The sequence below is a fragment of the Candidatus Avoscillospira sp. LCP25S3_F1 genome, from assembly GCF_052117125.1.
In the GTDB taxonomy this organism is placed as follows: domain Bacteria; phylum Bacillota; class Clostridia; order Oscillospirales; family Oscillospiraceae; genus Avoscillospira_A.
Genome location: NZ_JBQKJT010000001.1, coordinates 23,111 through 38,051, shown reverse-complemented (window position 1 = coordinate 38,051; position 14,941 = coordinate 23,111). Strand labels below are relative to the sequence as shown.

The following is a 14,941-nucleotide window of genomic DNA, read 5'->3' as shown; positions in this document are numbered from 1 at the left end:
TCTATGCAGAAAACGTATATCACCACCATACCCGACAAGGCGGGCGCGTTTCTCAAGGCCAATCAGATCATTGCCGGTCACGGGGGCAATATCGTCCGGGTCAGCTACAACAAGGCCGTGGACCTGCACACGCTGTTTCTGGACGTGGAAGCCGATAAAAAGCAGTTGCAGAAGATCACCCAGGACCTGGGAGCCATCGGCTATCTGGCCAATGAGAACAAGCTCTCCCAGCGGGTCATGCTGGTGGAGGTGCGGCTGCTGGACGTACCCGGCGCCCTGACGCCGGTGCTGGAGCTGCTGCAGCGCCACCATATCAATATCTCCTATCTCAACGCCCAGCAGAGCGGCACGCCGTACCAGAAAATCCGCATGGGCCTGTATATCGAAGAGCCTGCCGTCATGAAGCAGCTGCTGGATGACATGTCAGCCATCTGTGATGTGAAGATTCTGGAATACAGCGTCACCGAGAAGATTCTGGACAGCACGGTGTTTTATATTGAGTTTGCCAACGAAATGCGGGACCTTTTGGGACTGGACCGGCGGCAGACCAACCAGTTTATCATTGAATCCAACCGGATTATGCAGATGCTGGACGGGAAGGACCAGGCGCCGTTTAAATCCTTTGACTATATCCGCCGGTTTGCCCGGTTTATCGCCGGCCATCGCGGCGGTAATTACCAACCCATCATCAGCCAACGGCGCATGAGTCCCCAGGTCATGGGGTATATTGTGGAGCCGCCCTGCGGCAGCAATACCTATCTGTTGGACGATGGAAAGGAACTGCTGTGTATCGACGGCGGGTTCCGGTGCTTTTTGCCGGAGTTGCAGCCCATTCTGGAGAGCATGATTCCCGGTTTTTCCACCCGGAAAAAGACGGTGGCGCTGACCCATGGCGATATCGACCATACGGGCCTGCTGTCCATTGCCGACCGGGTGCTGCTCAGTGAGAACTGCTATCAGAATTTCGTTTTGGAACGGGAGGGGAAAGCCGACTATCGGGAGCAGAACCCCCTCCATGCGCCGTATTGCTGTCTCAGCAAGATCATCACAGGCTATACGCCGCCGGAGCTGGACCGTATGGAGATCATTGGGCGAAAGCTGGACGAGAAAACCCTGTCCCATATCGGCACGCTGGACTTTGCCGACCTGCATTTTGAGGTCTATGAGGGCAACGGCGGCCACGTCCGGGGAGAGACGGTGTATGTGGACACGGAAAACCGATTGATGTTCAGCGGGGATAATTGGGTGAATATCAAGGGGTTTTCCGATGACCAGATGGCATTTAATAAGTTGGCCCCGTATTTGATGACCAGCGTCAATATGGATTCCAAGGAGGCCACCGCCTGCCGGAAGCAGCTGCAAAAATGGGCGAAAGGCATGGTGGTCTGCCCCGGTCACGGCATGTGGTTTGAGGCAGCCGCAAAATAAAAAGTTGTACTCGATTTTTTTAAAATCGAGTACAACTTTTTATTTTGGGTGCGGTGGTTATTGGCCGCAGGACTTACAATAGGGAGCCAGCGTACACTGGTCGCACTTGGGTGACCGGGCGGTACAGACGGCGCGGCCATGGAGCACAATCCGATGGCAGAAATCGGAGGTCTCCTCCTTGGGCAGTACCTTCCACAGCTGCTGTTCCACCTTCACCGGGTCCTTGCCCTTGGCAAGACCCAATTTGTTGGTAATACGGATGCAGTGGGTGTCGCAGACCACGGCGGGCTGATGATAGATGTCTCCCAGCAGCAGATTGGCCGTTTTCCGGCCCACGCCGGGCAGCTTCAACAGATCATCCATATTGTCCGGCACTTTCCGGTCGAAATCGCTGCGGAGCATCTGACAGGCCAGCACAATGTCCCGTGCCTTGTGGCGGTAGAAGCCGCAGGTACGGACGTATTCCTCCACCTCGGCAATGTCGGCGTCGGCAAAATCGTCCAGGGTGGGGAACCGTTCAAACAGCGCCGGAGTCACCAGGTTCACCCTCGCGTCGGTACACTGGGCCGACAGCCGCACGGCGATCATCAATTCGTAGTCCTTCTGATAGTGCAATGCGCACAGGGCGTCGGGATAGGCAACTTTCAGCGCTTCGATGATGCCCGCCACCCGTTCATTCATTCTCATGGTAAATTCCTCATTTTCTACAAATGGTTTTTTACCATCATACCACAAGTTTCGACCGGTGGAAAGATTGCGTTTTTTGGAAGACAAGGATATAATATATAGAATATAGAATTGCTACAGGAGGTGGTTTTTGTGTATCGACCCCTGGCCGACGCCATCCGGCCCCAAACGCTGGAGGACGTCTTCGGTCAAGACCATATTCTGGCCCCCGGGGCCATGCTGCGCCGGATCATTGAATCAGGCAGCATTCCCAATCTGATCTTCTACGGTCCCTCCGGCGTGGGCAAAACCACCGTGGCCAATATCATCGCCAATCGCACCAAACGAAAACTGTGCAAACTCAACGCCACCACGGCATCCTCCCAGGATATCCGGGACATTGTGGCCCAGCTGGGTACCATGATGGCCCCCAACGGCATCCTGCTCTATCTGGATGAGATTCAGTATTTCAATAAAAAGCAGCAGCAATCCCTGTTGGAGCACATCGAAAACGGCAATATTACGCTGATTGCCTCCACCACGGAAAACCCCTACTTCTACATCTATAACGCCATTTTGAGCCGGTCCACGGTCTTTGAGTTCAAGCCCATCACCCCCGAGGGGGCCTTGCAGGCGGTCCAGCGGGCCAAGACGTATCTGGAACAGCGGGACGGCGTCACCTGTACCGCCGAGGAGGGCGCCTGGGAGCATGTGGCCACGGCCTGCGGCGGCGATCTCCGCAAGGCTATGAACGCCGTGGAGGTGCTTTTCTCCACCGGCAACGACGGCAGCGGCCATGTCCACATCACCCTGGCCGACGCCAAGGCCATCACCCAGAAGTCGGCCATGCGCTACGACCGGGACGGCGACAGCCATTACGACATTCTCTCGGCCTTTCAGAAATCCATCCGGGGGTCCGACCCCAACGCCGCCGTCCACTATCTGGCCCGGCTGTTGGAGGGCGGCGATCTGGCGTCTCCCACCCGGCGCCTGCTGGTCATTGCCGCCGAGGATGTGGGTCTGGCCTACCCCCAGGCCATTGCCGTGGTGAAAGCCTGTGTGGACGCGGCGTTCCAGCTGGGACTGCCCGAGGCCCGGATTCCCCTGGCCGAGGCGGCGGTGTTTCTGGCCACCTGCCCCAAATCCAATTCGGCCATCTGCGCCATTGACGCGGCCATTCAGGATTTGAAGCACGGCAAATCCGGCGAGATTCCCGCCCATTTGAAGGATTGCCACTACGGCGGCGCGGCCAAGCTGGGCCGGGGCCTGACGTACCAGTATGCCCACGATTTCCCCAACCACTATGTGGCCCAGCAGTATCTGCCCGACGCGTTGCGGGATGTGGTCTATTACGACTACGGCCCCAACAAGACGGAACAGGCCGCCAAACGGTATTGGGACACCATCAAGGGTTCAGCGGGGGAAGACGGTCCGTAGTCGGGCATTGGACGGGCTGTATTCCCAGTACTCGAGATGGCCCTCGGTCTGGGTGTAACGGAGAACCGGCGGCGGCAGCAGCGCCGGGTCCAGGGTGTCGAGGACACTGAGCTTGATTTTTTGCCGGTCCGGCAGAATGGCCTTGATGTAGGCCGATACCACCTGACCGGGATGCAGTGTGTCATCTGCTTCGGCCAGACCGGAGAGATTGGGCGTCAGCTCCAGAAAGACGCCGTAGGGCTGGACGCTGCGGACAATGGCGGGGACCGTCTGGCCAGTCTGGAACCGGGCGGCGTTTTCCTCCCAGGTGCCCAGCAGCTCCTTGAGGGTCACGGTGACGCGGCCCGCTTCCGGGTCCTGACGCTGGAGCACCACGAACAATTCCTGTCCCACGTCAAACCGGTCGCCGCCATGGCTGATGCGGGACACGGAGATATTTTCCAGCGGCAGCAGCGCCGGAACGCCGCAGCCTACGTCGCAGAACGCGCCGAAGGCGGTGGTGTTGGTCACCACGGCGGGCAGAATGTCGCCGGGCTTTCGTTCATACAACAGATGGTGCAGGGCGTCCCGCTGGACGGCGGTCCGGGACAGGACAATGGGACCGTGGTCGGGAATGGCCGTAATCCGGCAGCAGACCACCTTGCCCACCCGGCTCAGGATGGCGATTTCCCGGACGGTACCCTCGGCAATGCCCAGGGCCGCCTGTTCCCGGGGGATTACAGCGGGGAGCCCGCCCAGAGACAGATGGAGATTGTGGTCCGCGTCGCACCAGAGGGCGGGGACCGTCAGCACAGCGCCCTGCTCCATCCAGCGGCGCAGCTGATCCATGGTCACGGCGTCCAGCGGCGTTGGGGCCTGCATGGACTCCGGCAAATACGGTTGCATAGGATTCCTCCCTTTGTTTTTCCCATACTATGCAGGGGAAGAGGAAAGGGTTTTTGACAAGAGACAGGAGGAAGAAACATGGACATTCGACTGGGAGATATCCTCGTCATGAAGAAGCCCCACCCCTGCGGGGAAAAGAAGTGGCTGGTGCTGCGTACCGGCATGGACTTCCGGCTCCGCTGTACCGGCTGCGGCCATGAGGTGATGCTGCCCCGCAGCAAAGCGGAAAAAAATATCCGGGAAGTTCTGCGCGACAGCGACGGAAAAGCCTGACGGATGCTGTGTGGTCGTGGCGGGAACGGCGCGGCGGCGTGACAATTTGATAAAAGATGACGAGCGAACGGTCGCACTTCCTATGGGAAATGCGACCGGTTTTTTTGCCCTCCGGGGCTATACTTTCACCAGGAAGGCAGGGGGTGCGGCGGTGACCATCTATGTGGACGGGTTGTTTTTGCTCAATACGGCGCTCAACGGCCTGCTGCTGCTGGGAACGGCCCGGTTGGGGGGCGCGGCGGTGGTCTGGTGGCGAATCGTCCTGGGAGCCGTGCTGGGCGGCGGATACGCCGTGGCGGCTCTGGTGCTGCCCTGGCCGGCGGTGTCCGGTCTGGCGGGAAAACTTCTGTCGGCGGCGGCCATGACCGTATGTGCCTTTGGATTCCGGCGGCAGACGGTGAAGCTGGGCGGCGTTTTTCTGGCCCTCAGCGCCGCGTTGGCCGGGGTGGTCCTGGCGGTGGTGGAGATCATGGGTACGGGGCTGATGCTGGTGGACGGCGGGGCGTACTATCCCGTCAGCGGGAAGGCGCTGCTGCTGACGGCGGCGGCGGTGTACGTGCTCAGCCGGACCGTCTTCGCCCAACTGGTGCGCCATACCGGCGGGGAGGTCTTTCCACTGGAATTGCGCGCCGGCTCCAAGGCGGTCAAGCTGACGGCCCTGCGGGACACGGGCAACACCCTGCGAGACCCGGTGAGCAACGAGGAAGTGGTGGTGGCCGAGTGGCAGACGGCCCGGGGCCTGCTGCCGCCGGAGGCGGCGGCGCTGGTGGACGCGGCGGCGCTGCGGAATCCGGCGGAGCTGCTGCCCCGGCTCCTGGCGGCCATGCCGTCGGGGAAATGGCGATTGATTCCCTTTCGGGCCGTAGGCGTCAGCGGCGGTATGCTGCTGGCCATGCGGTGCGACGCGTTGCGCATAGGCAAACGGACCGTCCGAGGCGGCGTGGTGGCCTTTTCTCCCACGCCGGTTTCCGACGGCGGCGGATATACAGCGTTGATAGGAGGCAGCATATGAAAGCAATGGTATGGAATTGGCTGGTACGGCTGGGGGTAGTCCAGCCGGGGAAGATCATGTACATCGGCGGCAGCGACGTCCTGCCCACGCCGCCCAAGGGGGAGGAGGAGCAAGAGCTGCTGCGCCGTCTGGCGGCAGGGGACGAGGGGGCCAAATCCACGTTGATTGAGCGGAATCTGCGGCTGGTGGTGTATATCGCCCGGCGGTTTGAGAATACCGGCGTCAACATCGAGGATTTGATCTCCATCGGCACCATCGGTTTGATCAAAGCTGTGGGGACGTTCCGGCCGGACCGGAATATCAAGCTGGCCACCTATTCGTCCCGGTGCATCGAAAATGAAATTCTCATGCACATTCGGAAAATCTCCGGCCAAAAAGCCGAGGTCTCCCTGGATGAACCCATCAATACCGATTGGGACGGCAACGAGCTGCTTCTGTCGGACGTGCTGGGAACCGACGGGGATACGGTGGTGCGGCCCATGGAGGAGCGGGTGGATTTGCAGCTGCTCCACCAGGCGTTGGAGCGGCTGTCGGAGCGGGACCAGCGCATTGTCACCATGCGGTTTGGACTGGGGGGCCGCCGGGAACAGACCCAAAAGGAGGTGGCCGATTCCATGGGCATTTCCCAATCCTATATCTCCCGCCTGGAGAAGCGCATTATGGTGCGGCTGAGGCGGGACATTCTGCGGCAAACCACTGTATGATATCGAAAAAGGACGTATCGATAAAGAAAGATGGAAATAGGGATTGCCAAAGAGGCGCGTCGATGTTATAATAACAAACAAGTGGCGGAAGGGAAAACCGCCACTATGTTTTGTGCAAGGGGTGTGTCTGTCATGGCGCGCAAAGAGATTTCCAAGGCGATGCTGAAGCGTCTGCCGGTGTATCTATCCTATCTGAAATCCCTGCCGGACAGTGGGCATACCCACATTTCGGCCACAGCGCTGGCGTCGGCGCTGAGTATGGGAGAGGTCCAGGTGCGCAAGGACCTGGCCACGGTATCCAGCGGCGGCCGTCCCAAGGTGGGATATCTGCGGGAGTCCCTGATGGCGGATCTGGAGGAATTTCTGGGGTACGGCAACAGCAATAATGCCGTCATCATCGGCGCGGGCAAACTGGGTATGGCGCTGATGGGCTACAGCGGGTTTGCGGAATACGGTCTGAATATTGTGGCGGCGTTTGATACGAATCCGGCTCTGGTGGGGCAGGAGAGCAGCGGCAAGGCCATTCTGTCGTTGGAGCAGCTATCTCAGTTCTGCCAGGAGCAGAACATCAAGATCGGCGTCATCACGGTACCGGCGGAGCGGGCTCAGGAGGTCTGTGACCGGCTCATTGAAGCGGGCATCGCGGCCATCTGGAATTTTGCCCCGACCCATTTGGATGTTCCGGCGGACATTCTGGTGCAGAATGAGAATATGGCGGCGTCGCTGGCGCTGCTGTCAAAACACCTGAAGGAACACATGGGCAAACAAGGCAAATAAAAAGTGCTTGATTTTTTCGCGAAGATCGTGTATAATCCATAGCACATGCCGGTGTGATGGAATTGGTAGACGTAGCGGACTCAAAATCTTGTTCGTCCATTCACAGGCGTTTTTGTAGGACCCTTGGTATTACAGCATATTTTCAACTGAATAACAGCATTTGGTTTTAATATCCCTCCCGCATATCCCTCCAAAATCAGAGATATGCGGGACACAGGGAATTAAAATATAAATGCCGGTGTGGCGGAATTGGCAGACGCACCGCACTCAAAATGCGGCGGAGCAATCCGTGCCGGTTCGAGTCCGGCCACCGGCACCAACTAAGGTTGCTGAAAAAGATGCAACCCCTGAAACCCTTGCTGCGGCAAGGGTTTCAGCCGTTTCAGAGGACAAAATCGAGCACCAGACGAGATGGAGATGCAAAAGGCCATTTTCGTGATGTGGGGTGATCCGAACCTCTGAGCAAAGAGAAAACAGCGAGAGAAGCCCCCGCTGGTAGTTCAAATCGAACTGCCAACGGGGGCTTCTCTCTTTTTATTACATAGCTGTTTCAGTTGGTGGTATTGCTTGCTTTGTCCTTAGTTCCTTGGTGGTCTTGGTAATAGCTTTCTGACATGGTTTTGGATATACTTGCGTTGCAAAACGAGGAAAGGAGAGCAGACCATGGCAGACAAGAAAAACCTATGCGCTCAAATCGACATCGCCCTGCACAACCGGGTAACAGAAGAAAAAGACCGCCTGGAGATGACCACCAGCCAGTACATCGCAGCACTGCTCACTGAATACTACAAGATGAAAGATGAGAATGGAGGAATCAACATGACAGGCAGCAGAACGATGGCATTCCAGATTCCCGAGGAACTCTTCCAGCGCATCAAGACCCACCTGGCCAGAGAAACGGCTCGGACCGGCGTAAAGCTCACCCAGCGGGACTTCGTCCTGGGCCTGATCGAGCAGGCGCTGGCGGAAGCCGAAGCCAGCCTGGCCCCACAGGAGGGCCCTGAGAGCACCGAGGAAGCCCCGGAGGACAACGGAGCCGCCGGTACCACCCCAGACGCCAGCGAGGCCAGCACGGAGGCGGAGAGAGGCACAGCGGACATCGAACAATAACACAAGGAGTCAAAGCAAGGGGCCGGAGGACACATCTCAAACAGATGCGTCCTCCGGCCCCTTTTTTGTTTTTCCTAGAAGGGGGGTGAACATGATACAAACGTCAGAAAAAACTCGTTTTACAGAGGCTGAAATGGCCACTGTCCGAGACACGGACCTTCCAGATCTGCTGATCTCCCTGGGCTACCAGGTGAAGCGGATCGGCAGGTACTACACCACGCAGGAGATGGACAGCATCCGGATCAAGGACAGACGTACCTGGTTCCGCTACTCAGAGGGCATCGGCGGAGATGCCATCACATTCCTCCAGCGGTTCTATAACAAAAGTTTCCCGGAGGCCGTGGAGTACCTGCTGACCTGGCATGGCCGCGCCCGTGACTCTCCCCCGGTGAGCACTCCGCGGCAGACCAAGGAAAAGGAGGAAAAGGTCCCCTTTAAGGACGGCTTCCTGCTGGACGACACCCCCCAGACCGTCCAGGTCAAGGAGGGCCAGACCGTCACAGTGGAGTTCCGCAACCAGCCTATGGGAAACCTCATCATCCACAAGCTGTCCAGCAAGGACAAGACCCCGCTGAAGGGGGTGCAGTTCAAGATCACCTACGCGGACGGCACCTATCTGCCGGACGAGGGCGGCAAGCTGTCCTCCAACGGGCTGTACTGGACCAATGCGGAGGGGCAGATCATCCTCTCCGGCATCACCGGTACAGTGGTAGTAACTGAAGTGGAAAGCATCCCTGGATACACCATTGACCCCAACACCCAGAGCCAGACGCTGGTGGTAAACCCGGACGATACCCAGCAGCTCTATTTCTACAATGCGCCGGTGGGCGGTGTGGAGTTTACCAAAGTCAATGAGGCAGATAAAACAGAAACCATCTCCGGCGTCACCTTTGAAATCCGCCGCGTCAGCGATGACGCTCTGGTGGATACCGTGACCACCGGGAAGGATGGAAAAGTGTTTCTGCCCCTGGAGGCTGACAACTACTATGCAGTGGAAACCGATTGCCCGGATACCTTCAAATTGGACCCCACACCCATCTACTTCACCGTAAAGGATGGGGAGACCACCCGCAAGACCGTAACCAACAAGGCGTTTTCGGGTATTCTGTTACACAAAATCGACGCCGCCACCCGAAAGGGAATCTATGGTGTGACCTTCCTCCTTTACGACGGCAATATGAATCCCGTGGATCAGTTCACCACCGACCAGAACGGATACGCCTATGCCTCTATCCTTCGGGAAAAGACTGCGGCAGTGAAAGTGGCCGGTGGAAGCACTGCCGAAAAGATCCTCCAGTTGGAGGAGCGGGAAGGCTACTTGATGAGCCAGAAACAGGAATTGCAGGAGGCGTTGGATGCCGGCAGCGCTGCGCTGTCTTGTGCGGATCAGATCCTATCGGAACTGGACAGTGCGGAAGGCTGGGGAACCTGGGATCTCGTTGGCGGCGGTCTCATCACGGATCTGGTGAAACACAGCCATCTGGACGAGGCCCAGGCATCGGTGGAGACCTTGCAGACTCAACTGCGCCGCTTCAAAACGGAGCTGGCCGATGTGACAATCGATGCAGATATTCAGGTCAGCATTGATGGCTTTCTGCGGGTGGCCGATTACTTCTTCGACGGAATTTTTGCCGACTGGGCTGTGCTGGATCAAATCCATCAGTCCCAGGAACAGGTGCATCAGACCAGAAGTCAGATCTGCGGTGTATTGGATCATCTGCAGGCCTTAATGGAGCAGACAGAAGCGGACACTACCAGCATTTCTCTGGAAGTGGAGCAGTTGGTCGCAAGCGTATCCATGTAAAGCATAGCGGATTCCAAAAGGAGCAGTATATGGAGAAATCAAAAACCAGAGCACAGGAAGTACATACACTCTGGATCAGCCAAAATGAACATATCGTTTCATTCCATGAAGTAGAAAACGCTGACTACGAGCAATTGGTATTTACAAATCAGAACGAGAAAATGGAATTTGTGTTCCAGAAATGTTCCAGCGGCTTTCGTATCCAATAAGAGTCATTCCATAAAATCATAAGGAGATCTGTATGAGATTTGTCATTGACCATCTTTCGAAACATTTTGAGAAAAAAGAGGTTTTGAGAGAAATTACATTTATCTTCGAGGAGGGTAAAATCTACGGCCTGCTGGGCCGCAACGGTGCTGGCAAGACCACCCTCTTCAACTGTCTGAATCGAGATATCCGGGCCGACAGCGGCACCTTTTTCCTGGAAGAAAACGGTACGCCCAGAGAGATTTCCGCCGAAGACATCGGCTATGTGCTTTCTACCCCCACAGTACCGGAATTTCTCACTGGGCGGGAGTTTTTGAAGTTCTTTCTGGACATCAACAAATCTTCCATTCAGGACATCCGGCCTATGGACGACTACTTTGATATGATGAGTATTGCCCCAGAGGATCGGGACAAGCTGCTGAAGGACTACTCCCACGGCATGAAAAACAAAATGCAGATGCTCATCAACATCATTGCCCAGCCCAGGGTGTTGCTGCTGGATGAGCCGCTCACATCACTGGATGTGGTGGTGGCAGAGGAGATGAAGCAACTGCTCCGTTCCCAAAAAGAAGGCAAGATCACCATTTTTTCTACCCACATCATGGACCTGGCCTTGGACCTCTGCGATGAGATTGTGCTGCTTAGTCACGGGGTTCTGGAGGTTGTAGAGAAGTCCAATCTGGACAATCAGGAATTCAAGGAAAAAATTATTGCGGCACTGAAAGAGGAATCCTATGCTTAATACATTACGGCTGTCCTTTTCTTTGAAGAATACCTATCGGGTGAATGCCATCCTGCATTCCCTAAAGCAGATTCCGTTGCTGAAACATCTTTTATCGAATACACTGTATCAGGTGCGGGGATTGAAGATTTTTGCCAATGTTCTGACAGTGATCTGGGAACTGATTACGATTTTCCTTTTCAAGTTTCTCTACTTCTTTGTTATGGTCTGCGGCCTGGAGCTGATCCGTCCAGATCTTCAGTCCAAAGAGACATTCCTGCACATCCTATTGCTTCTGACGCTGATAGGCTCCTTTATGAACACCAATTTGTTCGATGCAAAACGGGACAAATACTATGCCATGATCCTGCTTCGAATGAATGCCCGCTCCTACACGCTGGTCAATTACGGCTATTACCTATTGAAGGTAGTTGTTGGTTTCCTGCCCTGGGTGCTTCTGTTTGGCCTTGGCCGGGGGGTTCCCCTGTGGCTGTGCCTGTTGATCCCGTTTGCTGTGGCGGGGAGCAAGCTGGCGGTGGATTCCTATTCTCTGTGGGACTATGAGCAAACCGGCCATGTACGCAACGACAGCAAATTAAAAAAATGGCCCTGGCTGCTGACCGCCGTCCTGCTGGCTCTGGCCTATCTCCCCTTGCTGGCGGGGGCCGTTCTGCCGCTCAAGGTATCCGCTGTCTTGTGGGTCCTCTGTATCCCGGCGGGATTGCTGGGGCTGCGGCGCGTGGTGACTTTCCGTTATTACCGGGAAATCAATCAGGAACTGCTGGCTGGTCTGTTTACCCAAATTGATACAGCGAAAAAGGCAGTCAAGACAGCCAATGAAAAGGTCATCTCCGCTGATCTCACCATCACCAGCCAAAAAAACGGATTTGAATTTCTCAATGAGCTGTTTATCAAGCGCCACCGCAAGATCCTATGGCGATCAACACTCCGAATCGCTGTAATCTGTGCCATCCTCTGCTGCGGCGTTCTGCTTCTGATGGCCCTTGAGCCAGGGGTGAAGACAGACATCAATGAGATGGTTATGACCTGGCTTCCTTACTTTGCTTTCATTCTATATTTGATCAATCGCGGAACCGGCTTTACCAGCGCGCTGTTCATGAACTGCGACCACAGTCTGCTGACCTACTCTTTCTACAAACAGCCTAAATTTGTGCTGAAGCTGTTTCAGATCCGACTGCGGGAAATCATCAAAATCAACGCCGTACCGGCTCTGGTCATCGGCATCGGGCTATCAGTGATTCTGTTTGTGTCCGGCGGCACGGAAAATCCTCTGAACTATGTGGTTTTGGTGGTTTCTGTTTTATTCATGAGCATGTTTTTCTCCATCCACTATCTGACCGCCTACTATCTGCTCCAGCCCTACACGGCGGGCACAGAGATGAAAAGCGGCACCTATCGCATCGTCATGATCTTGACTTATGTGGTGTGTTACGCCATGATGAACCTGCGTTTTCCAATTTTGGTGTTCGGCGTAGCGTGTATTGCCTTTTGTGTGTTGTACTCCGTAGTTGCCAGTATTTTGGTCTACAAATACGCTCCTCAGACTTTCCGGCTTCGGACATAAGGATTCCAAGTACAGAACAGGTTCCGTTTGTGGGACCTGTTCTGTATAAAATAAATTTTCTTCTCTATTGTTGGTTGAATTAGACTCTTAGGATTGATAGGGGAGATTTCGGCAAAAAGTAAAGAGCAGGTGACCCTTCCAGGTCCCTGCTCAGTTGCTCCACCGATGTGCTAATAATTTAACCAGTAATTCCAAACCAAATTAGCAACGCAATCCCTATAACCAGAAAAATGATCCCAACTAAACGATAAGGCTTTTCTATGTATTGCTGATATTTATAGAACAATGTAAAAGCTGCACCAAAAAACAGTAACGATAAGCTTCCCTTCCACGCTGGATTACCTTTAATTAAACATATCACCGTTAGTACTTGCGTAGCACCAATCATATATTCCAGTGCGGAGTTCTTAGCTTGTAGATCTATTTGTTTGTCTCGTTCGTCCTTAATTGGTGCTTTCCTTTGCGACTTTTTCATTATTTTTCTCCTTTAGCTACGCTTTTCAAACCAAATGTTTGCACAAATTAGAACGATAAGCATCACGATGAGTACACTGCAGAGCGTTACCGCTACCGTGAGAAACACAGTGTTTTTGAATACGCCGTAAAGAAAGAGCCCTAAAAAGCATCCCCCAAACAGTAGATAGTTGCTTATCAACAATGTCGTGTGACTGCTGTGCTGAGCGATATAACGGTCACGCTCATCAGCATATTCAGATGCTTGCTCGGCTACACCTTTCTTCGTAAAAGCTGTGAAGTAGCTTACCATGCTCCATGCTATCAAGATAATAAGTGAGATTACAAAGCGTGGCTGAGCGCCCTGTGTCATAATAATTCCAACACAGATGAGTGCAGCAATAGCAGTGATTACACCTGTCGCAAAGGCTCGTTTATTTTTTATGTGTTTCATACTGATGCCTCCTTGCTATAAATCTCCATATTGCTTATCCTCCAATTCTTTGTTCTCTTTCAGGCAACATAATTCTTCCACTGTTACACCAAACACCTGCGCTATTCTATATGCCAGCATGAGTGACGGACTGTACTGTTCTTTCTCAATAGAAATAATGGTACGGGAAGAAACATGGACGAGGTCAGCCAGCTGCTGCTGAGTCATTTTGGTTGCTGTCCGCAATTCCTTAACTTTAGTTTTCATTGTACCATCCCTGACATGAAGTTAACTTCCGGTGAAGCTAACTTCATGTTACTACAATGCGTTATATTTGTCAAGTGTTTAGTGAAGTAAGCTTCACTTTTCGCTATTTGGGAATATGCTCACGGTTTTTATATGCGAAAGGAGCTGTCCGGCAAGGGCGGCTCCCTGTCTGTGGTGCGAGTCTATGCTGGCAAAGAAAGACGGTGGCCTCGTTTTCTCAAAACCGCCGCTGGATATGTAGAGTAAGCGCACGAAACCAACCTGCTCGGCAACGGTTTTTTCTTTCCCCCGTCGGGCGGGGCGCTATTATTGCGTATTAGATAAAAAGGAACCGATAGCTTCAAGGAAAACCTTGTGCGCTATCGGCTCTGCGTCTGTGCGTCTGGCTCTTTGATCACTGTATATTTTACATTGATTAGTGACTCGTGCTTGCGCTCAGGCCAAAATAATAGAAAATTCAGAAGTTCGAAATCTTCTCTGATTTTGCTCTTGGCTTACAGCTGCAAAAGGGACACAAAATCCATTCTTCCATAATCATTGTTTTCTGAACACTCAAAATTCTTTGGCCTTATGGATTTTTACGGAAACAAAATAGGATGCAAAGAAGATTATAATTGCAATAACGGTTGAAACGGCTTCAACAAGAGGATGCCGCATATTCATACCGTCTGTCCATTTGGCTAAGCACGCGGCGGTCAGCAGCTGCATTCCGATTGCACCGAAAGTTGATAAGATCAGAATCAGTTCATTCTTTTCTGTCCCAAATTTCAGAACGAGCGGGTACATCACTGCAATCGAGAAGAAAGATAATGTAAGTCCAACTTCAAAGCCACGGAGCATAATTGGCAGTGTCATCGTATACCCGCTGATGTGCAAGAGTGCGACAGTTACACTTCCCATGAACATACCTAACACAAGCAAAATCACAACGGAAATATACTTTGCCAAAACAAGATTGCCTCGGCTGACGGGCAGTGTGATTTCATACTTGCTCCATTTAGCCATTTCATCTGCCCGAAGCGATGTACCGATATTGACTACAAACAGAAAAACTTGGATCGCTAATCCCACCTATACTACGGGCAAAGTCGTAGAATAAAAAGCAAAAACAGAAAACCCAGACTATCAGCACTAAGATTGGTAGTTTGGGTTTTCTGCTTTTCAGAATTATATTTTTTT

The 14,941-nt window shown here is 53.9% G+C and carries 17 protein-coding genes and 1 tRNA gene; 11 read left to right on the top strand and 7 right to left on the bottom strand.

The genetic code is table 11. From position 1 onward, the window contains the following. The first annotated feature begins 3 nt into the window (after positions 1–3). Positions 4–1,428: an MBL fold metallo-hydrolase gene (locus tag ACTQ33_RS00220; protein WP_441461070.1), complete on the top strand. Its 1,425-nt coding sequence runs from the start codon at positions 4–6 to the stop codon at positions 1,426–1,428. 57 nt (positions 1,429–1,485) lie between these two features. On the opposite strand, the gene nth is transcribed toward ACTQ33_RS00220, so the two are convergent. After that, positions 1,486–2,115, bottom strand: a complete 630-nt coding sequence (nth, locus tag ACTQ33_RS00215; protein WP_441461068.1) for an endonuclease III — start codon at positions 2,113–2,115, stop codon at positions 1,486–1,488. Positions 2,116–2,247: 132 nt separating this feature from the next. Between nth and ACTQ33_RS00210 the strand changes: the two genes are divergently transcribed. Continuing rightward, positions 2,248–3,531: a replication-associated recombination protein A gene (locus tag ACTQ33_RS00210; RefSeq protein ID WP_441461066.1), complete on the top strand. Its 1,284-nt coding sequence runs from the start codon at positions 2,248–2,250 to the stop codon at positions 3,529–3,531. Here the strand turns inward: ACTQ33_RS00210 and ACTQ33_RS00205 are convergent. Continuing rightward, positions 3,508–4,416 carry a S1 RNA-binding domain-containing protein gene (locus ACTQ33_RS00205; RefSeq protein WP_441461064.1) on the bottom strand — a complete coding sequence of 303 codons (909 nt, stop codon included), beginning with the start codon at positions 4,414–4,416 and terminating at the stop codon, positions 3,508–3,510. The two genes, ACTQ33_RS00210 and ACTQ33_RS00205, sit on opposite strands and share 24 nt — an antisense overlap. Before the next feature lie 78 nt (positions 4,417–4,494). On the opposite strand from ACTQ33_RS00205, the gene ACTQ33_RS00200 reads away from it, so the two are divergent. The 9 genes from ACTQ33_RS00200 to ACTQ33_RS00160 all read left to right on the top strand — a co-directional run bounded on the left by ACTQ33_RS00200 (position 4,495) and on the right by ACTQ33_RS00160 (position 12,609). Next, a complete protein-coding gene (locus tag ACTQ33_RS00200) occupies positions 4,495–4,689 on the top strand; it encodes a DUF951 domain-containing protein (protein WP_441461062.1) in 195 nt (64 codons plus the stop codon). 151 nt (positions 4,690–4,840) lie between these two features. Next, complete coding sequence (locus ACTQ33_RS00195; protein WP_441461060.1) at positions 4,841–5,701, top strand: sigma-E processing peptidase SpoIIGA; 861 nt, start codon at positions 4,841–4,843, stop codon at positions 5,699–5,701. Further along, entirely contained in the window at positions 5,698–6,405 is a 708-nt protein-coding gene (gene sigE, locus ACTQ33_RS00190; protein WP_441461059.1) for an RNA polymerase sporulation sigma factor SigE, read from the top strand. Before ACTQ33_RS00195 ends, sigE begins: the two co-directional genes overlap by 4 nt. A gap of 132 nt (positions 6,406–6,537) precedes the next feature. Continuing rightward, positions 6,538–7,182 (top strand): redox-sensing transcriptional repressor Rex, encoded by a 645-nt coding sequence (locus ACTQ33_RS00185; RefSeq protein WP_441461057.1) that lies wholly within the window; start codon positions 6,538–6,540, stop codon positions 7,180–7,182. Positions 7,183–7,416: 234 nt separating this feature from the next. Continuing rightward, positions 7,417–7,501, top strand: a tRNA-Leu gene (locus ACTQ33_RS00180). A gap of 344 nt (positions 7,502–7,845) precedes the next feature. Then, positions 7,846–8,292: a translation initiation factor 2 gene (locus ACTQ33_RS00175; RefSeq protein ID WP_087327443.1), complete on the top strand. Its 447-nt coding sequence runs from the start codon at positions 7,846–7,848 to the stop codon at positions 8,290–8,292. Positions 8,293–8,383: 91 nt separating this feature from the next. Further along, the gene (locus ACTQ33_RS00170; protein WP_441461055.1) at positions 8,384–10,096 is read left to right on the top strand and encodes a SpaA isopeptide-forming pilin-related protein; all 1,713 of its coding nucleotides are present in this window, start codon (positions 8,384–8,386) and stop codon (positions 10,094–10,096) included. A gap of 241 nt (positions 10,097–10,337) precedes the next feature. Beyond that, entirely contained in the window at positions 10,338–11,045 is a 708-nt protein-coding gene (locus ACTQ33_RS00165) for an ABC transporter ATP-binding protein (RefSeq protein ID WP_441461053.1), read from the top strand. After that, complete coding sequence (locus ACTQ33_RS00160) at positions 11,038–12,609, top strand: hypothetical protein (protein ID WP_441461051.1); 1,572 nt, start codon at positions 11,038–11,040, stop codon at positions 12,607–12,609. The genes ACTQ33_RS00165 and ACTQ33_RS00160 overlap by 8 nt, the downstream gene beginning before the upstream one ends. A 178-nt stretch (positions 12,610–12,787) precedes the next feature. Here the strand turns inward: ACTQ33_RS00160 and ACTQ33_RS00155 are convergent, their stop codons facing one another. The 5 genes from ACTQ33_RS00155 to ACTQ33_RS00135 form a co-directional block, all read right to left on the bottom strand. Continuing rightward, entirely contained in the window at positions 12,788–13,084 is a 297-nt protein-coding gene (locus ACTQ33_RS00155; RefSeq protein ID WP_441461049.1) for a DUF6442 family protein, read from the bottom strand. A gap of 12 nt (positions 13,085–13,096) precedes the next feature. After that, positions 13,097–13,516, bottom strand: coding sequence for a DUF2178 domain-containing protein (locus ACTQ33_RS00150; RefSeq protein ID WP_441461047.1), 420 nt, complete (start codon positions 13,514–13,516; stop codon positions 13,097–13,099). A 15-nt stretch (positions 13,517–13,531) separates the two neighbouring features. Further along, the gene (locus tag ACTQ33_RS00145) at positions 13,532–13,762 is read right to left on the bottom strand and encodes a helix-turn-helix transcriptional regulator (protein ID WP_441461046.1); all 231 of its coding nucleotides are present in this window, start codon (positions 13,760–13,762) and stop codon (positions 13,532–13,534) included. Positions 13,763–14,121: 359 nt separating this feature from the next. Beyond that, positions 14,122–14,223: a hypothetical protein gene (locus ACTQ33_RS00140; protein WP_441461613.1), complete on the bottom strand. Its 102-nt coding sequence runs from the start codon at positions 14,221–14,223 to the stop codon at positions 14,122–14,124. Between the two features lie 91 nt (positions 14,224–14,314). Further along, complete coding sequence (locus ACTQ33_RS00135; protein WP_441461044.1) at positions 14,315–14,833, bottom strand: ABC-2 transporter permease; 519 nt, start codon at positions 14,831–14,833, stop codon at positions 14,315–14,317. Between the last annotated feature and the right edge of the window lie 108 nt (positions 14,834–14,941).